This is a genomic window from Pseudomonas sp. SAR267 (genome assembly GCF_052077595.1).
Classification (GTDB): domain Bacteria; phylum Pseudomonadota; class Gammaproteobacteria; order Pseudomonadales; family Pseudomonadaceae; genus Aquipseudomonas; species Aquipseudomonas vlassakiae.
Genome location: NZ_JBQIHU010000001.1, coordinates 1752045 through 1771267, shown reverse-complemented (window position 1 = coordinate 1771267; position 19223 = coordinate 1752045). Strand labels below are relative to the sequence as shown.

Genomic DNA, 19223 nt, shown 5'->3' with positions numbered 1-19223 from the left:
AAATGGCTTACCTAGTGTCGCGCCATTGTTTACGGATGGCCCCATGACTGAAGACGATCGAATCAAACTCGAACCCAGCTGGAAGGCTGCACTGCGCGCCGAGTTCGACCAGCCCTACATGCAACAGCTGCGGGAGTTCCTGCGCCAGGAGTACGCTGCCGGCAAGGAAATCTATCCGCCGGGGCCGCTGATCTTCAATGCGCTCAACTCCACGCCGCTGGATCAGGTCAAGGTGGTGATCCTCGGCCAGGACCCGTATCACGGCCCGGGCCAGGCCCATGGTCTGTGCTTCTCGGTGCAGCCGGGCGTGCCGGCGCCACCCTCGCTGGTCAACATCTATAAAGAGCTGCAACGTGACCTGAACATCCCGATTGCCAGCCATGGCTACCTGCAGAGCTGGGCCGAGCAGGGCGTGCTGCTGCTCAACACGACCATGACCGTAGAGCGCGCCAATGCAGCCTCGCATGCGAAGAAGGGCTGGGAGTTGTTTACCGACCGGATCATCCAGGTGGTCAGCGAGCAGTGCCCGAACGTGGTGTTCCTTCTGTGGGGCGCGCATGCCCAGAGCAAGCAGAAGCTGATCGATGGCACCAGGCACCTGGTGCTCAAGTCGGTGCACCCGTCGCCGCTGTCGGCCTATCGCGGGTTCCTCGGCTGCGGACACTTCAGCCGCACCAACAGCTTCCTCGAACAGCGTGGCATGGCGCCCATCAACTGGGCATTGCCGCCACTCTGAAACCGCGTCGCCTTCTTCGCGGGCAAGCCCGCTCCCACAGGGATAGCGCAGACCTCAAGGACTGTGCAGTCCCTGTGGGAAGCGGGCTTGCCCCGCGAAGCAGGCGACGCGATTACTGAGTGTTGGTGTTCCAAAGTCTGAACAACGGCTCGGCCAGAAACAGCACCAGGATCAACCGCACCACCTGCAGCGCCGTCACCAGCGGCACCGACAGCTGCAGGGTCTCGGCCGTCAGGCTCATCTCGGCGATGCCGCCCGGCATCATCCCCAGGGTCAGCGAACGCAGGTCCAGTTCGGTCAGCACGCTCAATCCCCACGCTGCGCTGCCGGCAATCGCCATGCACAGCGCCGTGGCCAGCAGTGTGCGGGCGAGGAAGGAGGGGGCGCGGCGGAAGAACGCACGGTTGAAATGGCAGGCCAGGCCGCTGCCGATCAGCCACTGGCCGATCTGGCTGGCACCGTTGGGCAAGCCGATCTGCAGGTTGCCTGCCAGGCTTACCGACGCGGCGACCAGCAACGGCCCGAACAGCCAAGGGTTGGGCTGGCGCAGGCGCTGCCAGGCGAAGCCCAGCGCCACGCCCAGTGGCACGATCAGCGCCAGCCAGCCCCAACTGACACTGCCAGCGTGATTCAGCGGCACACCGTCACCCAGCAGGTACTTGAACAGCGCCGGCACGCACAGCACCACGGCCAGCACGCGCAGGCTCTGCGCCGCCGCGACCTGGCTGAGCACCGCGCCATTGCGAGCGCCAAGATTGACCATCTCCCCTGAGCCACCGGGCATGCTGGCAAAGAACGCCGTGGCGCGGTCTTCACCGGTGCGCCGCAGCAGCCAAACGCTGATCACGCTGGAAAGCGTGGTAAACAGTGCGCCGAAGAAGATCAGCGCGAAGTGGCTGGCGACCTGCTCGATCACCGCCGGGGTGAAGTGCAGGCCGATCCCGATACCGATGATGCATTGCCCGCACTTGCGGCCATTGGGGATTTCCGACAGCTGCCAGGGCGTCAGGCAGCGCACCAGGATGATCGCCAGCAACGCACCGACCATCCACGGCAAAGGCCAGCCGACCTTGCTGGCGGCAAAACCGCCAGCAAGGCCGACCAGCCCGGTTGCGACAAACAGCGGCAGTGAGCGATCAGGCATCCGCCATGGCCTGGCGCTGCAGGCTGCGCTTGCGCCAGATGCGCAGCAGCGGCAGGGTCAGCATGCAGATCGTCAGCACCCACACCGACAGGCTGATCGGGCTCGACCAGAGGATGCCCAGCTCACCGTTGGAAATCGACAGCGCCCGGCGCAGGTTCTGCTCCATGAGCCCGCCGAGGATGAAGCCGAGCAGGATCGGCGACAGCGGGAAGTCCAGCTTGCGCAGGATGTAGCCCATGATGCCGATGCCGACCATCAGGAATAGGTCGAAGGTGGTGGCATGCACGGCGTACACGCCGATCGCGGTGATGATCGCGATCACCGGCACCAGCGCCCAGTTCGGCACGGCAAGGATGCGGGTGAAGATGCGGATCATCGGGATGTTCAGGATCACCAGCATGATGTTGGCGATGAACAGCGAGGCGATCAGGCCCCAGACGATGTCTGGCTGCTGTTCGAACAGCAGCGGGCCCGGGGTGATGTTGTACAGGGTCAGCGCGCCGATCATCACCGCCGTCGTGCCCGAACCTGGAACGCCGAGGGTCAGCATCGGCACCAGGGCGCCGCAGCAGGATGCACCGATGGCGGTTTCCGGGGCTGCCAGGCCGCGGGCGTCGCCTTTGCCGAACTTGCCCTTTTCTCCGGCGATGCGTTTCTCGGTCATGTAGGCCACGGCGCTGGCCAGGGTCGCGCCGGCACCCGGCAGCACGCCCATGATGAAGCCCAGCAGGCCGCAGCGGATGTTGACCACGAACACCGAGGCCGCTTCCTTGAGGTTGAACAGCATGCGCCCGGTGGCCTTGACCGCCTCGTGGCCATGGTGGGTCTTTTCCAGCAACAGCAGGATTTCGCTGACGGAGAACAGGCCCAGCACCAGCACCACGAACTGGATACCGTCGGCCAGGTGTACGCTGTCACCCGTGAAGCGGTACACGCCGCTGTTGGCATCGATACCGACTGCCGACAGGAACAGGCCGATCAGTGCGGCAATGAAGGTCTTCAGTGGCTTGTCACCGGCCATGCCGCCGAGGGCGACGATGGCGAACACCATCAGCACGAAGTATTCCGCCGGGCCGAAGGCAATCGCCCATTTCGCCAGCAGCGGGGCGAACAGCACCATGCCGCAGGTGGCGATGAACGCGCCGATGAACGAACTCCATGCCGACAGCGACAAGGCCACGCCAGCCAGGCCCTGGCGCGCCATCGGGTAGCCATCGAGGGTGGTCATCACGGTCGAGGCTTCGCCCGGAATGTTCAGCAGGATCGAGCTGATCCGGCCGCCGTATTCGCAACCCAGGTACACCGCGGCCAGCAGGATCAGCGCCGACTCCGGCGGCAGGCCCAGGGCAAAGGCGATCGGGATCAGCAGGGCCACGCCATTGATCGGGCCCAGGCCCGGCAGCAGGCCGACCACGGTGCCAATCAGCGTGCCCGACAGGGCGGTGACCAGGTTGTAAGGGGACAGGGCGACGCCGAAGCCCTGGCCCAGGTAGCTCAAGGTATCCATGTGTCAGTTCTCCAGTACGCTCAGCAGGCCGAGGGGCAGGGGTACGTCCATGACGCGGTCGAACAGCCAGTAGAGGAACACGCTCATGCCCACCACCACGAGGGTGCTGTTCAACCAGCGGCCGCCATACAGGCGCGCCATGGGGATGCCGACCAGGATGGCGCTGAGGATGAAGCCCAGGGCTTCAAAGGTGGCGGCGAAGATGATCAGCAGGCCGACGCAGGCGGTGATCTTGATCAGGGTTTCGCGGTCGAGCGCCGGCTCGTCGTCCTTGCGCACGATAGGCGTGGGGCGAATGGCCAGGTACAGCAAGCCCAGGCTCATCAGGCCGAGCATCAGCAACGGGTAGGCGCGTGGCCCCACCGGTTCGTAGGAAAACGCGGCCTGGTAAGGCCAGGCCATCACGGCCAGGGCGGCGCACACCGCCAGCAGGGCCAGGGCGAAGATGCGTTGCAGGATCATGAAGGAATCCTCGTTGTTATCGACGAGACGCGGAGCCTTTGTGGGAGCGGCCTTGTGTCGCGAAAGGGCCGCGTAGCGGCCCCAGGATTTCAGCGGCGCTGCGCATATTGCCGGGGCTGCTGCGCAGCCCTTTCGCGACACAAGGCCGCTCCCACAAAGAGCGGACCGCGCATGGGGCTTACTGGATCAGGCCGAATTCCTTGGCCAGTGCCTTGTACTCAGTCACCTGCTTCTTCACATAGCCGTCCAGCTCCGCACCGGTCATGGCGAACGGGAACAGCTCGCGCTGGTCACGCAGCTTGGCGAAGTCTTCCGATGCCAGCATCTTGTCGAACGAGTCTTTCCACCAGGCGTAGTCCTCGTCGCTCACCTTCGGCCCCAGGTAGAAACCGCGCACCACCGGCCAGACGATGTCGTAGCCCTGTTCCTTGGCGGTGGGGATATCTTTCATCTCCGGCTCGTCCAGGCGATGTTCCGAGAACACCGCGAGGATGCGCATGTTGCCGCTCTGGATGTGCGGCATGGAGTCGGAGATGTCGGTAGAGCCGACCTGGATATGCCCACCCAGCAGCGCGGTGGCGATTTCGCCGCCGCCTTCCAGGGCCACGTAGCGCAGGTCGCGCGGGTTGATGCCAGCGGCCTTGGCGATGAGTGCGGTCTGCATCCAGTCCTGGCTGCCGACGGTGCCGCCGGAGCCGATCACCACCTTGCTCGGGTCCTTCTTCAGTGCCGCGACCAGGTCGTCGAGGGTCTTGTAGGGCGAATCACTCTTCACCGCGATGGCGCCATAGCTGGTGCCGACTGCGGCCAACCACTTCACCGCGTTCTCGTCGAAGCGGCCGAACTTGCCCTGGGCCAGGTTCAGCAGCGAACCACTGGACCAGGCCACCAGGGTGCCAGCGTCGGCCGGGCGCTGGGCAACCACGGCGTTGTAGGCGACTGCACCGACACCGCCAGGCATGTAGGTCACGCGCATCGGCTTGCTGAGGATCTTCTCCTCCACCAGGGCGCTCTGCACCAGTTTGCAGGTCAGGTCGAAGCCACCGCCGGGCGAGGCCGGGGCGATGCATTCAGGGCGTTTCGGTTCGGCGGCGAGGGCATTGCCGGCCAACAGCAGGCAGCCGGTGGCGAGGACGAGGCGGCGCAGTGAAAAGGTCATCGAATGTCTCCGTGAGCGTTTTTGTTTTGGGTTACCGCATGGGTTACCAGAGCGCTACGCTGTAGCTCACCAGCAGCCGCACTTCGTCCGCATCGCGAGCGAAGTTGGAGCGGAAGGTGGCGTTGCGCAGGCGCACGGCGACGTTCTTCAACGGGCCGCTTTGTACCACGTACTTCAGTTCGGTGTTGCGTTCCCACTCCTTGCCCTCGCCACCGGCGGCACGGCTGACGTTGTCGCCGTTGATGTAGCGGGTCATGAAGGTCAGGCCGGGGACGCCGAGGGCGGCGAAGTTGTAGTCGTAGCGCGCTTGCCACGAGCGCTCGTCGGCACCGGCAAAGTCGTTGATCTGGACGAAGTTGACCAGGTATGGATCGGCGCCATCGACGTAGGGGAAGGCGCTGTCGCCGGAAAGCTGCTGCCAGGCCGCGCTGACCTTGTGCCCGCCCAGGCTGTAGCTGAGCATGGTGTTGAAGGTGGTGTTGTCGATGCGCCCGGCCTTGGCCGCGCCGGCATCGTCGCTGATCGCCAGGCGCACGTCGGCGCCGAAGGTGCCCGGGCCCCACGGCTGGGTGGCAAGCATGCCGATGAAGTGCTGGCGATAGATGTCGTCGAGCTGGGCGAAGTGGTAGCTGCCGGTGATGCGATCGGTGAACTTGTAGTCCAGGCCGGCCAGGTCGAGGTTGTCGGCGCTGAACGTGCCACCGAAGCGGCCGTTCTTGTTGTTGAGGGCCAGGTCTTCCCAGTTGGTGTCGTTGCGGTCCATGGCCTTGTCCAGGCGCCCGCCGGTGAAGGTCAGGCCCTTGATCTCCTGGGAGGTCAGCAGGCCGCCCTCGAAGGTCTGCGGCAGGATGCGCCCGTCGTTGGGCTGCAGGGTCGGCAGTTCCGGGATCAGGGTACCGATCTTCAGTTCGGTCTTCGACACTTTGACCTTGCCGGTCAGGCCGAGCTTGGAATACTCGTCGGCGGCCTTGCCGTCATCGTGGGTCGGCAGCAGGCCGGTGCCGGTGCGGTCGGGGCTGGAATCGAGCTTGATGCCCATCATGCCCAGCGCATCCAGGCCGAAGCCCACGGTGCCATCGGTATAGCCGGACTCGAAGTTGAGCATGAAGCCCTGGGCCCACTCGTCGCGCTTGGATTGTTGCGCGCTGGTGCCATCGCGGAAGTCGCGGTTGAAGTACATGTTGCGGGTTTCGAAGGTCGCCGTGCTGTCTTCGAAGAAGGCGGCCTGGCTCAGCGGGGCGACACCGGCAAGTGCAAGGGCGCAGGCGATGGCAGAAGGACGTGCGGACAGGTAACGGCTAGGCGCGAACGCCTGAGGCTGCGATGACAGCATCGGGATGACTCCGTTTTTTTGTTCTTATTCGTTGCACCTTGCTGGTGCTTTTTTTCGGCGCGTGGGGCGACCGTGGTGCGATGCTAGGTAATGAACCTTTCGCTAACCTTTCAGCGTGAAAGGTTTGTTCCGAGGGGCTTCACAGGCTTGCCGACAGCGGTACACTCCGCGCCACCGCCCCACCCGAGCAGGGAGAATCCGATGCGTGTGCTGTTGGTCGAAGACCATCTGCAACTGGCCGAAAGCGTGGCCCAGGCCCTGAAGAGCCAAGGCCTGACCGTGGATGTATTGCACGATGGCGTAGCTGCCGACCTGGCCTTGGCCAGCGAGGAATATGCCGTTGCCGTGCTCGACGTGGGCCTGCCGCGGATGGACGGTTTCGAGGTGCTGGCGCGCCTGCGCGGTCGTGGCAAGACCTTGCCGGTGCTGATGCTTACCGCGCGCAGCGATGTGAAGGACCGTGTGCATGGCCTGAACCTTGGCGCCGATGATTACCTGGCCAAGCCTTTTGAACTGACCGAACTTGAAGCCCGGGTAAAGGCGCTGCTCAGGCGCAGTGTGCTGGGCGGCGAACGCCAGCAGCGCTGCGGGCCGCTGGTCTATGACCTGGACACCCGGCGCTTCAGCCTCGGCGAGGACAACCTGACCCTGACCTCGCGCGAACAGAGCGTGCTGGAGGCTCTGATCGCCCGCCCGGGCCGGGTGATGAGCAAGGAACAGCTGGCCGCCCAGGTATTCGGCCTGGATGAAGAAGCAAGCCCGGATGCCATCGAAATCTACATCCATCGCCTGCGCAAGAAACTCGATGGCCACTCGGTCGCCATCGTCACCTTCCGTGGCCTGGGTTACCTGCTCGAGCACCGCGATGCGTGACAACGGCAGCTTGCGCGGGCGGCTGCTGGGCAACCTGGCACTGCTGCTGGTGGTACTGATGCTGGCCAGCGGCCTTAGCGCCTACTGGAACGGTCGCGAAGCAGCCGATACCGCGTATGACCGCACCTTGCTGGCTTCGGCGCGGACCATCGCTGCCGGGCTGTCCCAGCGGGACGGCAGCCTGAGCGCCGATGTGCCCTATGTGGCGCTGGACACCTTCGCCTACGACAGCGCCGGGCGTATCTACTATCAGGTTCTGGACATCAATCAGAAGCTGATTTCCGGTTATGAGCACTTGCCGCCACCGCCGCCCGGCACGCCGCGCACTGACGACTATCCGGCGCTGGCGCGCTTCTACGACGCCACCTATCTTGGCCAGGATGTGCGAGTGGTCAGCCTGCTGAAGGCGGTGAGCGAGCCGAACATGAACGGCATGGCGGAAATCCGCGTGGCCGAGACCGAAGAGGCGCGGGTGCGCATGGCCCGTGGGTTGATGGCCGATACCCTGCTGCGTCTGGGTATGCTGGCGCTGGGCGCGCTGGTCATGGTGGGGTTCGCGGTCAGCGCGGCACTTCGCCCGCTGGAGCGCCTGCGTACGGCGGTAGAGGAGCGTCAGCCGGATGACCTGCGGGCGTTGCCGGTGGTCCAGGTGCAACGTGAACTCGGCCCACTGGTGCGCGCCTTGAATCACTTCACCGAACGATTGCGCGGGCAGTTCGAACGCCAGGCGCAATTCATTGCCGAGGCTGCCCACGAACTGCGCACCCCGCTGGCGGCACTGAAGGCGCGAGTCGAGCTGGGGTTGCGTTCGCAGCAGCCCGAAGAATGGCGGCAGACCCTGGAGTCGGCTGCACAAGGCACTGATCGCCTGACTCATCTGGCCAATCAGTTACTGTCGCTGGCGCGGGTCGAGAACGGTGCCCGGGCGATTGCCGAAGGCGGTGCCCAGCGCCTGGACCTGAGCCAGCTGGCCCGTGAACTGGGCATGGCCATGGCGCCACTGGCCTACAACCGGGGCGTCGCCTTGGCCCTGGAGGCCGAGGCGCCGGTGTGGTTGAAGGGCGAGCCGACGCTGCTCAACGAGCTGCTCAGCAACCTGGTGGACAATGCGCTGGCGCATACCCCGACGGGCGGCAATGTGATCCTGCGGGTGCTGGCGCCGGCAGTGCTGGAGGTCGAGGATGATGGGCCGGGGATTCCCGAAGCAGAGCGTGAGCGGGTGTTCGAGCGTTTCTATCGCAGGGGCGTGCAGGGCAGTGGGCTGGGGTTGGCCATCGTCGGTGAAATCTGCAGGGCGCACCTGGCGCAGATCAGCCTGCATGATGGCGAGAAGGGCGGGTTGAAAGTGCGGGTGAGTTTTATTGCCGACTGATGGGTTGCCTGTGCCGGCCCCTTCGCGGGCATGCCCGCGAGGAGGCCGGCGCAGGCAAAACAAGTCAGCGCAACATGCTCCGCGCTTCCAGCAACTCGGCAACCTCCAGTTCGGTGCCAAACGGCAGCCCAAGATGGCGATAAGCAGGCAACGCCGCCAACGGCCGGCTGCGCGCGCGCTGGCTCAGGCACTTGGCGATCTGCACCACATCGATGTAGTCAACCTTGTCGGTGCGCCGGTCCAGGTCCTGGACCTGGCTCGGCAGGTTGACCAGCTGCTCGGGAAACTCCCACGAAGAGAGGATCTTGTCGCCCAGTACTGGCTGGATCTGCTCGATCACATAATGCAGGCAGACCGGGTCGGAAAGCAGCTCGTTGTGTTCTTCGGCGTAGATCAGCACCGGTAGTGCACCGATCTGGTTGACCAGCCCACCGAGTGTTGCCTGGTCGGGTTTCAGTTGGGTGAAACGGCGGCAAATTTCGTAGCTGATGCCGGCAACTTCAAGGCTGTTCGACCAGATATCGCGCAGCTTCTGTTCAACTGCCGGCGAGCGGGCATGGAAGATCTGTTCGATCACCAGGCCGATGGCCAGGTTGCAGCTGTAGTTGATGCCCATGCGGGTGATGGCCGTGTGCAAGTCGGTGACTTCGACCGCGGCACGCAACAGCGGGCTGTTGACCACCTTGATCAGGCGCGCCGACAGGGCGGCATCACGGCCGATCACCTTGCTCAGGGCAGCAACGCTGATCTCGCTGTCTTCGGCGGCCTCGCGAATGCTCAGGGCTACCTCGGGCAGGGTTGGCAGGACCAGGTCATCGTTATCGATGGCAGCCAGCAACTGCGCTTGAACCATCTCGGCCAGCTTGTTCATGAACGTCTCAACGGCAAGGGTGGTGCACTGTTCAGCGCTGGATTTCCTGATCGCGGTCCAGCTCGTACGGCAGGCTCAACACCTGCAGGCTGGGGCCTTCGAGGCTGCCCAGGTGCAGGTTGTCGTCCTCTACCGACTCGGCGCTGAGCACCGCTAGCAGCTCGCAACCCTGCCCTGTGCTGGCGGCCAGCACGACCTCGCCAACTGACGAGCCATGGGTCGGCGAGAAGATTTCCGTTCCCGGAGCGGGAATAGCCTGCTGCTCGAGTGCCAGCCGGTACTGGCGGCGCTTGAGCTTGCCCAGGTACTGCATGCGCGCGACGATTTCCTGGCCGGTGTAGCAGCCTTTCTTGAAACTCACGCCATCAACGGCCTGCAGGTTGATCATCTGCGGGATGAACAGCTCACGGGTCGGGCCCGTGACCTGGCCGATACCGGCGCGCACTTGCCCGAGCAGCCAGTCGTTGAGGCTGCCTTGCGGCAATGCGGCTGCCAGTTGTTGGCGAACGCTGTCGGCCTGGGCTACCGGTACCCAAAGTTCGGCACGGTCGGCGGAGACTGCAATAGCGATCAGGCCATCATGGCGAACGGTGCTGCCCGGCGCTGGCGGAAGGTCCAGGCCCAGTGCCTGCAGCGCGGCGCTGCCACCTTGCAGGCCGAAGCGTGCCCAGGCTGCGCTCTCATCAGTGAGCGTGGCCTTGGAAAAGACGGCGTACTTCTTCAGGTCTGCCAGTTGAGGCTCCAGCAACTCGCTGGCCATGGCCAGCAGGTAACCGTTGCCCTCGGGCAGGATGCGGAAGCTGGACTGCATGCGCCCCTTGACCATGCAGCGCGCGCCAAGGCTGGCGTGCTCCAGGCTGAGGTAGTTGATGTTGCAGGTCAGCTGGCCCTGCAGGAACTTGCCGGCGTCGGAGCCGCGGACGGCGAGGATGCCCTCGTGGGACAGGGGGCTGAAGAAAGCGGAATCGGCCATGGGTCATCGCGGTGGCTAAAGACTGGGGGCCATCATAGAACGCCAGTAACAAAATAGGTAGGTGACTAGACCAACGCCCTGTGCCGCTTCGTTCACTGCGCGGTATACTGCGCGACCATTCGAGGAGGGCCCCATGGTCGAACAAACTGAACTCAACCGGCTTTTCTGGCACAGCCGCCGCGGCATGCTGGAACTGGACGTACTGCTGGTGCCATTCACCCAGGAGGTCTACCCGACCCTGAGCGAAGCCGACCGCGAACTTTATGTCCGCCTGTTGAGCTGTGAAGATCAGGACATGTTCGGCTGGTTCATGGAGCGCACCGAGTCGGAAGACCCGGAGCTGCAGCGCATGGTCCGCATCATTCTGGACCGTGTCCAGCCCAAGTGAGTGTTTCCAGTGCCGTTGGCAGGGCTCACGCCTGCTGCTGGCGGCCTACCTGGGTTGCCAGGGGCTGGCGCTACTGGTCTTGTGGCTGAGCGCGCTGCCCTGGTGGCTCGGCTTTTGTATGCTTGCTGCTTGTATCGCCCACGCTCGCTGGGTGATTCCCCTGCGCATCCTGCTGACTGATCCCCGTGCCGTTACCGGTTTGCGCCGCGATGCGACGGGCTGGCAGGTCTTCAGCCGGGCGCTGGGCTGGCAGCCGGTGGCCTTGGCTCGGGACAGCGTGGCGCTGCCGGGGCTGGTGGTGTTGCGGTTCGTCAGGGCAGGGCACTGGCTTGGCGAGAGCCAGTGCGTGCCACGGGATGCCTTGGATGCTGACCAGCACCGACGTTTGCGAGTGAGGCTGAAGTTCAGCCGGCGCAGGTTCGCTGCCTTGTTCAGGCCGGGCTGAGGATGGTGTCCTTGGCCTCGGGCAGCATCCCCGGATAATCCAGGGTGTAATGCAGCCCGCGGCTTTCCTTGCGCTGCATTGCCGAGCGAATCATCAGCTCGGCTACCTGAGCCAGGTTGCGCAGTTCGATCAGGTCGCGGCTGACCTTGTAGTTGCTGTAGAACTCGACGCTATGAGGCTAAACCCAATGGATACAGGGGTTTCAGCCGATGACCATCAATCCACGCTCCCAAACTGGGACAAACCTGTTACAAACTGCCCTCGCCAAGCCATACCACTATCGTCGGTCTGGTCGCTATTACCTTCGCCTTCGCCCTCAAGGCACCTCAATGGGCTTCTTCACGCTGTCACTCAGGACCACCGACAAGGCCACCGCTATGACCATCTCGCAAGACATCCTCTCGACCCTAAAGGCGTACCATCTGGACAATCCAGAGGCGTCATGGGATGAGCTGAGAGAGCGTCTCTTGGACATCGCTGAGTACAGCCTGACGATGGCCCATGGTGATAGCTCACTGGTCGCCTACGAGATGATTAACGATGAGCACCATCAGGCTCTCCGTGAGGCAAGCGCAAAGCTGCCCCTTAGCGTCAATCAGCAGCGGGCTGTGAGCAAGGCACTGGAGATCATTGAGGCGTCTCAGGAGCGCATGAAGGGCAGGTCGGGGAATCTGGTGGAGATCGTAAAGGGTCTAAAGGATGAGTCTTGTAGCACGTCAGTGGCCCTGTCTCCGTCCCTATCTGTAAGTTCATCTGAGCGGCTGACCTTCAAGGCTCTCTCTGCGCTGTACTTGGACGAACTCAAGGACAACGTGACGCCGGGAACCATGCGAGATGCCAAGTCGTCCTGTAAGGAGATCGCTGAGATTCTCGGTGATTTGGACCTGAAGACCCATACGCGGGAGGATATGAAGAAACTTCGAGAGAAGCTCTTTGAGGGGCGCAAGGCTTCAACTGTGAAGAAGATACTGACCCGGCTATCAACAGTGATGAAGTGGGCGGTGAACAACGACTACATCTCCAAGGCGCTGACTGAGGGCCTGAAGCCAACCAAAGGCGCTGATAGCTCCCGTGAGGCGTTCTCTCAGGATCAGGTGAAGGCCCTTATGGCTCACGCTAAGAACCTGCCAGTGGACGCATGGCAACGCTGGGCGTTGTCCCTTGGGGTCATCACTGGGACCCGTATTGAGGAACTTAGGCAGTTAACGAAGGCCGATGTTAAGCAGGTCGGGGATGTCTGGGTCATCGACATCAATAGGAACGATGGCAAGACAGCCAAGACCAAGAATGCGCTTCGTGTCATCCCGTTGACCGATGGGGCCTATGGATTCGACCTGAAGGCTTTCCTTGAGTTTGTCCAAAGGGCGGACTCTCGCCTGTTCGCTTTGGGCGCTGGGCGATTCTCTGAGTTGCTCAATGGGCTTATCCGTGATGTCTTGGGTGTGAAGGCTGATCGGACGCAAACCTTCCATTCGCTACGGCACTCGCTGGCTGGTGCTCTGAAGGCCGCTGAGATTCCCGTGGGCACCGCTGAGTCAATCTTGGGGCACGCTTCAGGGTCGATCAGTTATGACCTCTATGGGGCGGGGAGTGCGGTTGAGGTGGGGCGTATGGCTGAGGCGCTCGTGAAGGCGCTTTCGATAGCTAAGTGATATCATCAAGGTTTCGAATGGAGGCGCTATGAGAAACCTTGACCTTTATGGAATCCAAAAGGTAAACAGTGAGTTGCACCAGCGAGCCTTGGTAGTTGACCGAATTACTTCGCTTGGCGAAAAGACGGCTCGCATCATGGCATGGCAGTGCTTCATCCAAGACCAGATTCAATTGGATGATAGCAATGAGCGGACTGCCAACCTTGCACGTATTAAGCATGGAGAGGCTATTGCAGCCTTCTGGGAGACCGGCGATCAAATGGACATTGATTCCAATACTTTCGTCTCGCACTTTTTCGATGAGTTGGGCGTCATCAATCAGAAGGTTACCAAGAAAGGTGTGCAGATCGTATTCTATATATTCGTTGCTCTCGGTCTGTTCGGCCTCTATAAGATTTTCTTCTGATTTGAGAAGCGCAATTTCATGGGCATCGAGCTGGATGTCCTCGTGGGCCACCCTGAACATGAACTGCTGTTCGTGGCGACTCAGGTGGCCCGAGCGGCTGGCTTGAAGAACCCGAGCCACGCGATCTTTAACTATCACCGAGTCAACGCCGATCACTCTGGGCTGATGCGCTGGGCTGATGTTCAGGTCTCTCATTCCGTGAGAGACACCCCGAGTCACCTCTCGGTGCAGCACCTGCAAGGGCGCTCGTGGATTGCAACTGAGTCGTGGGTCTATCGGATGCTCCTGAAGGGAAACGCTCCCCAGTCCGAGCCGTTCCGCAAGTGGGTCGCTGAGGAAGTCCTCCCGACCATCCGCAAGACCGGCCAGTACAACGCTGCTGAGTCGAGTGACCCAATTGCCGTGGGCATCATGGATGAGCTGAAGCTGCTCCGTGGTGAGCTGGTGGAGCTGAAGGAGATCGTTAAGGCTCTGGGGCTTCCTGTGGGGACCGCTAAGGCCCTGTTGTCAACCAGAATTTAAAAACCCTCACTATGGCCAGGACACACAGGGATCACAAAAAGAAATCTCACAGTGTCCTGCCATCCCTACCGGGCATCCTTGCGATCCCGATCAGCGACGACCAAGCGATAAGAGACCAGCCACCATTGCGGTGATGTGAGCCAGCGCCAGCAGTCCCCGATAAGCAGACCACAGCGTCTGGCTCCAGTAGGAAGGAGCACAGCTTGATATTGTCGATCCATGAACCGATGCCCACGAAGGGCACCGTTGGGGAGACCATGCACGGGATTGGGGCCACCGTGTATCGCTCAAGTTGTACGGGGGCCTTTAACTTAAAGATAACTCTTAGAGCAACTCTATCATTATTATCTTTAAATCAATCCAACAATTAAGTCTTAAAGAAAATCTCATAGACCTCTCTAAGTTAGGGATTGGTCTTGCGACCATGATATCCCCATTCAATCAGCCACCTCAAAGGAGGTCCAGATGAAATTCCATTTTGCACTTGACGGCATCCCACAAGGACGCCAAGAGACCCTGTTGTCTATTGAGTCATCCATGCTCACTGGTCGTCACCGTCTCGCCGTATTCAACCTCAAGAATATCGGTCTACGGACCAGTAAAGGACATGAGAGCTGTCTTGAGTATGTGTCGGGCAAGCTGGGAGCGTTTCTCTTAGATCCCCTTGAAGAAGTTCTTAAAGCCACGGGCCTTGACCTGATCCGTTTCTACCATGTCATTAACGCCGTGCCTGTGGTTCTTACAGGTCGTCGCTAAGTTCCAACTTTGACCGTCGCCACGGTTGATCCCTTCGATGCCCTTCAGGCTTGCCATGTCCTGAATCAGCGTCATCAACACCAATACCACTTGAAACCCAGAACCTTTTGATCGTCCTTGAAGATGCCCGCGAAGGCTTTCTCCTTGGCCGTCTGGTCGTGCGCGTCTATGGCGCAAGGACGAATCAAAGGGTCCCCAATAGGAGAACCCAAACCATGAAGATCACTATCACGAAAGTCCTGAAGAACGAAGTCACCGTGTCGGGCCAGACCCTGAACCGTGAGTACGTAGAGAACATCATGCTGCCCATGCTGGTCGCCCAATGCGGGACCGTTAAGGGCCAGCAATTCGAGATCGTTAAGGCGTTCGATGAGGCCGGTCTGTCGCTCCAAGCGATTCCTGTAGTTGCCCGAGAGTACCGCCAAGACCAATACCAGAAGGCCCAAGAGAAGGCTCAGAGAGAGGCTGAGGCCCGTTGGCATCAAGAGCGCTGCCGTGAGTACACACCTCGTGAGATCGCCCAAGCGAAGGCCGATAAGGAAGCCCGAGCCGCTGCCATTCGTGAGCATGGTGCCCGTATCCGTGCTGCCTCCCGTGCCAATAGCGCTGGCTGGTAACAGCACCTCGACACACAACCACTTCATTCATCTATTCAGGAGAAACAACCATGACTAAGCCCTTCCAGTACACCAAACCTTCGACCTACACCACCGCCATCACCGATGAGCACACTGGGTCGATTCGATTCAACACTGCTGATGTTCGCCCAGAGACCCAAGCGGCCACCGATGTATCCGTCTATGTGGAGGCCCTTGTGGAAGCCGCTGAGGACTACCTGAACGGCGATGAGTGGCGAGAGGCTGCCATGGAGGCGACTCCTTGTGAGTTCCGTCCGGCTGGCTCTGAGGCCACAGGGCAACAAATCATCACCATGGCCGACCGCTCTGTCGCCTTCGACCCTCGCAAGAACTGGGATAACGAGACCATCAGCAAGGGTGAAGTCCTGGCCGGTTCTGTGATCTTCACCGAAGCAACCGACACGGCATTGGTCATCAGTCACCGCGCCACCATCCTCGACCACAATCTCATGGCAGGCTTCACTGTCCAGTCTATGGAGCAGACCGCTGACAAGATGCTCCGTGACATCGAGCACAGCGCAGCCGGTAAGGTCGCTGCCATCTTGGCGACTGCCCCAAGCACTGAGAGCGTCTCTGAGGCTAAGCCAACAGGTAAGCCTATGGAGATCGCTGAGGAACTCATTGACCTCATGACGACCCACGTTAACCAGACTGTAGGGACCTCGCTGAGCGACTTCGTGATCCTGCTGCCCGTGTCACTGGTGGCTGTCCTTGAGCGTGCTGCTCAACGTGCTGGTCAGGACTCTATCGAGGACCTCATTGGCGCAGGCGTACAGCCGTACACCGGGACCGACCACGGCATCTTCATGTTGCCCAAGCTGTTCACCTCGCTGAGCTACCGTGAGCGTCAAGACGGCAGCGTGTGGCGCATCGAAGCGACCCGCAATCCGAACGCCCAAGGCTGGGACCTTGAGATCATGGCTGTGGTGGACATCATCGCCAACGGCATGGTCAAGGTGAAGCTCACTACCGATGGTCTTCAGACCGTCCAAGTGCCGTTCCCGCTGGTCACTCGCATTGCCCTGAGCTGATCTAAAAGCGCCCCGTAAGGCCGGACCTAAAGAGGGACCGGCAGGGGCACAGCTTCACCTATCCGCATCATCGCCCGTCGCTGGGCATCCATCTAATCGAAAGTCTTCCTGTTTGTTCCTTCATGCCACCGGCAGAACCCTTGGTCGGGTCTTTCGGCTGCCCGTGGGAGCGAACTTGAGGGAGCAAACAAGAGGAAAAGACCAATGAACATGAGCAACAACCCAATCCCCGTAGCCATCATGGGCAAGACCTTCACTGCCAATCAGGACCGGATGTGGCATCTCAACGAGATCCATAAGGGTCTCGACCTGCCAGACAGCAAGTCCCCATCGAAGTGGGACAATGAAATCTCACGAGCACTCGAAGCTTCCCGAAATTTCGTTAAGGTGGACAAGGTAGGCTCATTCGCTGATGAGCTTGGAACCATTGCCTACGCGATGTGGGTCTCCCCTGAGTTTTACCTGATGGTGGCCTCCGCCTTCGTTGCCATGCGTAACCACGCTGTCAGTGAGCTTCGTCATAAGGATGCCCTCTTAGACGCCAACATGCCCAAGGCTTCGACCCTCGACATGAAAGCCCGAGGCGCTGGCCTCACATGGACTGAGGCTTGCCGGGTTGCTGGTATTCAACAGCCACGCCTTGCCCTTGATGCTCTGGTCTCCATGAAAGCCTTCGTATACTCCTTAGACAACTTCGGGACCCGAGACGGCTCACCACGGCCACACAAGAAAGGCTTTGAGGTGGGGGCCTTTGTGAAGGTCTCATCGGACTTCGGTAACCGTGAAGGATGGCGGGTAAAACCCCGTGGTCTCGACTGGCTCCGTGAGAAGGCCCAAGAGATTAACCTCAACGTGTCCGAGACGAAGGCCCTCAAGGCTAAAGCCAAGCGAGCCTCCAAGGCTTCACGCATCGACCAGTGGGGCAGGGTCATCAAATAACCATCAACCTACAGGAGAACCCCATGGACCACCTACAGGCCCTCTACTGGGTCTGTCTGGCCGTTCAACTGGGGTTCTGGTTGTGGTCGCATAGACCACCGTAGTTAGCTGCTCGCCAGTGGTGTCAGCCACACCAGCTCACAGCAGGCCCTTTGAGAATCTGACAGAAAAATCTGAAAGGTCACCATTACAAGACTTCCCGCGCAGGCTCCCCCGTAGGCCCTCGCATGGGTGCCTGTGGGCGCGTTAAGGACCCTCGCGGGCAGGCGATAAGGACCCCAGCGATGGGACAAAGATGCGCCAAAGCTGTTACAAACGGGGCCTTACCGTGCTACGCTGAGGCTTCCTAACGTGCCTCATTTGTCGGGTGTAAGGATCGTATCCTTCGCCTCTGGCAGCATCTCTGGATAGTCCAGCGTGTAGTGCAGACCCCGAGATTCCTTGCGTTCCATGGCTGACCTAATCATCAGCTCTGCTACTTGAGCAAGGTTCCTCAGTTCAATCAGGTCTCTGCTTACTCGGTAGTTGCTGTAGAACTCGTCGATCTCGTCGAGCAGCAGGCGAACCCGGTGCTCGGCGCGCTGCAGGCGTTTACTGGTGCGCACGATACCCACGTAGTCCCACATGAAGCGCCGCAGCTCGTCCCAGTTGTGCGCGATGATCACGTCTTCGTCGGAGTCGGTGACCTGGCTGGCATCCCAGCAGGGCAGGGCTCTGGGCATGTCGATCTGATCCAGATGCGCCTCGATGTCCGCCGCTGCGGCACGGCCATAGACAAAGCACTCCAGCAACGAGTTGCTGGCCATGCGGTTGGCACCATGCAGGCCGGTGAAGCTGGTTTCGCCGATGGCGTACAGGCCAGGGACATCGGTGTGGCCACGATCATCGACCATGACTCCGCCACAGGTGTAATGGGCCGCAGGAACCACCGGGATCGGCTGACGGGTGATGTCGATGCCGAAGCCCAGGCAGCGCTCATATACGGTGGGGAAGTGGCCCTTGATGAAATCGGCCGGCTTGTGGGTGATGTCCAGGTAGACACAGTCGACGCCCAGCCGCTTCATTTCGTGGTCGATGGCGCGGGCGACGATATCGCGCGGTGCCAGTTCTTCACGCGGGTCGAAGCGCGGCATGAAACGCTCGCCATTGGGCAGGCGCAACAGCGCACCTTCGCCACGCAAGGCTTCGGTGATCAGAAAGCTCTTGGCCTGGGGGTGGTACAGGCAGGTCGGGTGGAACTGGTTGAACTCCAGGTTCGCCACCCGACAGCCGGCGCGCCAGGCCATGGCAATGCCATCGCCGCAGGCGCCGTCAGGGTTGCTGGTATAAAGGTAGACCTTGGCTGCGCCCCCCGTGGCAAGCACGGTGAAGCGCGCTCCGAAGGTGTCGACCTCTCCGCTGCTGCGGTTCAGTACGTAAGCCCCCAGGCATCGGTCACCCGCCAGCCCCAGGCGGCGCTCGGTGATCAGGTCGACCGCCACGCGTTGCTCCAGCAGCTCGATGTTCGGGCGCTTGCGGGCTTGCTCCAGCAGCGTGGTGAAAATCGCCGCGCCGGTGGCGTCGGCAGCATGGATGATGCGTCGGTGGCTGTGGCCGCCTTCCCGGGTCAAGTGGAATTCGAAACCGCCATCATCGACGCTGTAGTGTTCGTCTCGGGTAAACGGTACACCTTGCTCGATCAGCCACTCGATGGCTTCGCGGCTGTGCTCGACGGTAAAGCGCACAGCCTCTTCGTGGCACAGACCACCACCGGCATTGAGTGTATCTTCGACATGCGACTGCACGGTGTCGGTGTCATCGAGTACGGCGGCGACCCCACCCTGGGCCCAGAAGGTCGAGCCGTTGGCCAGGTCGCCCTTGCTCAGCACGGCAATGCGCAGATGGCCGGGGAGGTTCAGTGCCAGGCTGAGACCGGCTGCGCCGCTGCCGATCACCAGGACATCATGTTGGAATTGTTGGCTCATGTCGGGACACTAGTAATCTTTGGAAAGGGCGCGGCACAATAGTCACGTGCAG

Annotated in this window: 20 protein-coding genes and 1 pseudogene; 12 read left to right on the top strand and 9 right to left on the bottom strand. The window is 61.4% G+C overall.

Annotation, left to right across the window (positions count from 1 at the left end):
- Positions 1–43 precede the first annotated feature (43 nt).
- Positions 44–736: a uracil-DNA glycosylase gene (gene ung, locus ACTORR_RS08545; protein ID WP_054885019.1), complete on the top strand. Its 693-nt coding sequence runs from the start codon at positions 44–46 to the stop codon at positions 734–736.
- 112 nt (positions 737–848) lie between these two features.
- Here ung and ACTORR_RS08540 read toward each other — a convergent pair whose 3' ends face one another.
- The 5 genes from ACTORR_RS08540 to ACTORR_RS08520 form a co-directional block, all read right to left on the bottom strand.
- On the bottom strand, positions 849–1880 hold the full coding sequence (locus ACTORR_RS08540) for an AbrB family transcriptional regulator (RefSeq protein ID WP_054885018.1): 1032 nt from the start codon (positions 1878–1880) through the stop codon (positions 849–851).
- Entirely contained in the window at positions 1873–3387 is a 1515-nt protein-coding gene (locus ACTORR_RS08535; RefSeq protein ID WP_054885017.1) for a tripartite tricarboxylate transporter permease, read from the bottom strand. Before ACTORR_RS08535 ends, ACTORR_RS08540 begins: the two co-directional genes overlap by 8 nt.
- A gap of 3 nt (positions 3388–3390) precedes the next feature.
- The gene (locus ACTORR_RS08530) at positions 3391–3849 is read right to left on the bottom strand and encodes a tripartite tricarboxylate transporter TctB family protein (protein WP_054885016.1); all 459 of its coding nucleotides are present in this window, start codon (positions 3847–3849) and stop codon (positions 3391–3393) included.
- A 178-nt stretch (positions 3850–4027) separates the two neighbouring features.
- A complete protein-coding gene (locus tag ACTORR_RS08525; protein WP_054885015.1) occupies positions 4028–5008 on the bottom strand; it encodes a Bug family tripartite tricarboxylate transporter substrate binding protein in 981 nt (326 codons plus the stop codon).
- A 43-nt stretch (positions 5009–5051) separates the two neighbouring features.
- Complete coding sequence (locus tag ACTORR_RS08520) at positions 5052–6341, bottom strand: OprD family porin (protein WP_286934675.1); 1290 nt, start codon at positions 6339–6341, stop codon at positions 5052–5054.
- A 201-nt stretch (positions 6342–6542) separates the two neighbouring features.
- Here ACTORR_RS08520 and ACTORR_RS08515 point away from each other — a divergent pair, with 201 nt between their 5' ends.
- Together ACTORR_RS08515 and ACTORR_RS08510 are read left to right on the top strand one after the other, a co-directional pair.
- Complete coding sequence (locus ACTORR_RS08515) at positions 6543–7214, top strand: response regulator (protein WP_054885013.1); 672 nt, start codon at positions 6543–6545, stop codon at positions 7212–7214.
- Entirely contained in the window at positions 7207–8586 is a 1380-nt protein-coding gene (locus ACTORR_RS08510; protein WP_099815633.1) for a sensor histidine kinase, read from the top strand. The genes ACTORR_RS08515 and ACTORR_RS08510 overlap by 8 nt, the downstream gene beginning before the upstream one ends.
- A 64-nt stretch (positions 8587–8650) precedes the next feature.
- On the opposite strand, the gene ACTORR_RS08505 is transcribed toward ACTORR_RS08510, so the two are convergent.
- Together ACTORR_RS08505 and ygfZ are read right to left on the bottom strand one after the other, a co-directional pair.
- A complete protein-coding gene (locus ACTORR_RS08505; protein ID WP_054885011.1) occupies positions 8651–9457 on the bottom strand; it encodes an HDOD domain-containing protein in 807 nt (268 codons plus the stop codon).
- A gap of 31 nt (positions 9458–9488) precedes the next feature.
- On the bottom strand, positions 9489–10430 hold the full coding sequence (gene ygfZ / locus ACTORR_RS08500; RefSeq protein ID WP_054885010.1) for a CAF17-like 4Fe-4S cluster assembly/insertion protein YgfZ: 942 nt from the start codon (positions 10428–10430) through the stop codon (positions 9489–9491).
- 133 nt (positions 10431–10563) lie between these two features.
- Here ygfZ and ACTORR_RS08495 point away from each other — a divergent pair, with 133 nt between their 5' ends.
- The gene (locus tag ACTORR_RS08495) at positions 10564–10818 is read left to right on the top strand and encodes an FAD assembly factor SdhE (protein ID WP_008094993.1); all 255 of its coding nucleotides are present in this window, start codon (positions 10564–10566) and stop codon (positions 10816–10818) included.
- Positions 10802–11263 (top strand): protein YgfX, encoded by a 462-nt coding sequence (locus ACTORR_RS08490; RefSeq protein WP_054885009.1) that lies wholly within the window; start codon positions 10802–10804, stop codon positions 11261–11263. The genes ACTORR_RS08495 and ACTORR_RS08490 overlap by 17 nt, the downstream gene beginning before the upstream one ends.
- Here the strand turns inward: ACTORR_RS08490 and ACTORR_RS08485 are convergent.
- Positions 11250–11429: pseudogene (locus ACTORR_RS08485) on the bottom strand (L-aspartate oxidase); the annotation flags it as partial. The gene ACTORR_RS08490 and the pseudogene ACTORR_RS08485 sit on opposite strands and share 14 nt — an antisense overlap.
- Positions 11430–11472: 43 nt before the next feature.
- On the opposite strand from ACTORR_RS08485, the gene ACTORR_RS08480 reads away from it, so the two are divergent.
- The 7 genes from ACTORR_RS08480 (at position 11473) to ACTORR_RS08450 (ending at position 17207) form a co-directional block, all read left to right on the top strand.
- A complete protein-coding gene (locus ACTORR_RS08480; RefSeq protein WP_286934681.1) occupies positions 11473–12915 on the top strand; it encodes a site-specific integrase in 1443 nt (480 codons plus the stop codon).
- Positions 12916–12943: 28 nt separating this feature from the next.
- Entirely contained in the window at positions 12944–13321 is a 378-nt protein-coding gene (locus ACTORR_RS08475) for a hypothetical protein (RefSeq protein WP_286934683.1), read from the top strand.
- Positions 13322–13339: 18 nt separating this feature from the next.
- The gene (locus ACTORR_RS08470; RefSeq protein WP_286934685.1) at positions 13340–13843 is read left to right on the top strand and encodes a BRO-N domain-containing protein; all 504 of its coding nucleotides are present in this window, start codon (positions 13340–13342) and stop codon (positions 13841–13843) included.
- Between the two features lie 465 nt (positions 13844–14308).
- On the top strand, positions 14309–14599 hold the full coding sequence (locus tag ACTORR_RS08465) for a hypothetical protein (RefSeq protein WP_286934687.1): 291 nt from the start codon (positions 14309–14311) through the stop codon (positions 14597–14599).
- 215 nt (positions 14600–14814) lie between these two features.
- Positions 14815–15216 carry a hypothetical protein gene (locus tag ACTORR_RS08460; protein ID WP_054904073.1) on the top strand — a complete coding sequence of 134 codons (402 nt, stop codon included), beginning with the start codon at positions 14815–14817 and terminating at the stop codon, positions 15214–15216.
- A gap of 50 nt (positions 15217–15266) precedes the next feature.
- Positions 15267–16268 (top strand): hypothetical protein, encoded by a 1002-nt coding sequence (locus tag ACTORR_RS08455; RefSeq protein WP_054904072.1) that lies wholly within the window; start codon positions 15267–15269, stop codon positions 16266–16268.
- A gap of 204 nt (positions 16269–16472) precedes the next feature.
- Entirely contained in the window at positions 16473–17207 is a 735-nt protein-coding gene (locus ACTORR_RS08450) for a hypothetical protein (RefSeq protein WP_286935413.1), read from the top strand.
- A gap of 356 nt (positions 17208–17563) precedes the next feature.
- Here ACTORR_RS08450 and nadB read toward each other — a convergent pair whose 3' ends face one another.
- Entirely contained in the window at positions 17564–19171 is a 1608-nt protein-coding gene (gene nadB / locus ACTORR_RS08445) for an L-aspartate oxidase (protein ID WP_286935416.1), read from the bottom strand.
- Between the last annotated feature and the right edge of the window lie 52 nt (positions 19172–19223).

Bases quoted from the DNA above. Each gene is read 5' to 3' on its own strand.
- ACTORR_RS08530 (WP_054885016.1), bottom strand. From the start codon at position 3,849: ATGATCCTGCAACGCATCTTCGCCCTGGCCCTGCTGGCGGTGTGCGCC.
- ung (WP_054885019.1), top strand. From the start codon at position 44: ATGACTGAAGACGATCGAATCAAACTCGAACCCAGCTGGAAGGCTGCA.
- ygfZ (WP_054885010.1), bottom strand. From the start codon at position 10,430: ATGGCCGATTCCGCTTTCTTCAGCCCCCTGTCCCACGAGGGCATCCTC.
- ACTORR_RS08470 (WP_286934685.1), top strand. From the start codon at position 13,340: ATGGGCATCGAGCTGGATGTCCTCGTGGGCCACCCTGAACATGAACTG.
- ACTORR_RS08515 (WP_054885013.1), top strand. From the start codon at position 6,543: ATGCGTGTGCTGTTGGTCGAAGACCATCTGCAACTGGCCGAAAGCGTG.
- ACTORR_RS08450 (WP_286935413.1), top strand. From the start codon at position 16,473: ATGAACATGAGCAACAACCCAATCCCCGTAGCCATCATGGGCAAGACC.
- ACTORR_RS08480 (WP_286934681.1), top strand. From the start codon at position 11,473: ATGACCATCAATCCACGCTCCCAAACTGGGACAAACCTGTTACAAACT.
- ACTORR_RS08505 (WP_054885011.1), bottom strand. From the start codon at position 9,457: ATGAACAAGCTGGCCGAGATGGTTCAAGCGCAGTTGCTGGCTGCCATC.
- ACTORR_RS08475 (WP_286934683.1), top strand. From the start codon at position 12,944: ATGAGAAACCTTGACCTTTATGGAATCCAAAAGGTAAACAGTGAGTTG.
- ACTORR_RS08540 (WP_054885018.1), bottom strand. From the start codon at position 1,880: ATGCCTGATCGCTCACTGCCGCTGTTTGTCGCAACCGGGCTGGTCGGC.
- ACTORR_RS08525 (WP_054885015.1), bottom strand. From the start codon at position 5,008: ATGACCTTTTCACTGCGCCGCCTCGTCCTCGCCACCGGCTGCCTGCTG.
- nadB (WP_286935416.1), bottom strand. From the start codon at position 19,171: ATGAGCCAACAATTCCAACATGATGTCCTGGTGATCGGCAGCGGCGCA.
- ACTORR_RS08535 (WP_054885017.1), bottom strand. From the start codon at position 3,387: ATGGATACCTTGAGCTACCTGGGCCAGGGCTTCGGCGTCGCCCTGTCC.
- ACTORR_RS08495 (WP_008094993.1), top strand. From the start codon at position 10,564: ATGGTCGAACAAACTGAACTCAACCGGCTTTTCTGGCACAGCCGCCGC.
- ACTORR_RS08455 (WP_054904072.1), top strand. From the start codon at position 15,267: ATGACTAAGCCCTTCCAGTACACCAAACCTTCGACCTACACCACCGCC.
- ACTORR_RS08460 (WP_054904073.1), top strand. From the start codon at position 14,815: ATGAAGATCACTATCACGAAAGTCCTGAAGAACGAAGTCACCGTGTCG.
- ACTORR_RS08465 (WP_286934687.1), top strand. From the start codon at position 14,309: ATGAAATTCCATTTTGCACTTGACGGCATCCCACAAGGACGCCAAGAG.
- ACTORR_RS08510 (WP_099815633.1), top strand. From the start codon at position 7,207: ATGCGTGACAACGGCAGCTTGCGCGGGCGGCTGCTGGGCAACCTGGCA.
- ACTORR_RS08520 (WP_286934675.1), bottom strand. From the start codon at position 6,341: ATGCTGTCATCGCAGCCTCAGGCGTTCGCGCCTAGCCGTTACCTGTCC.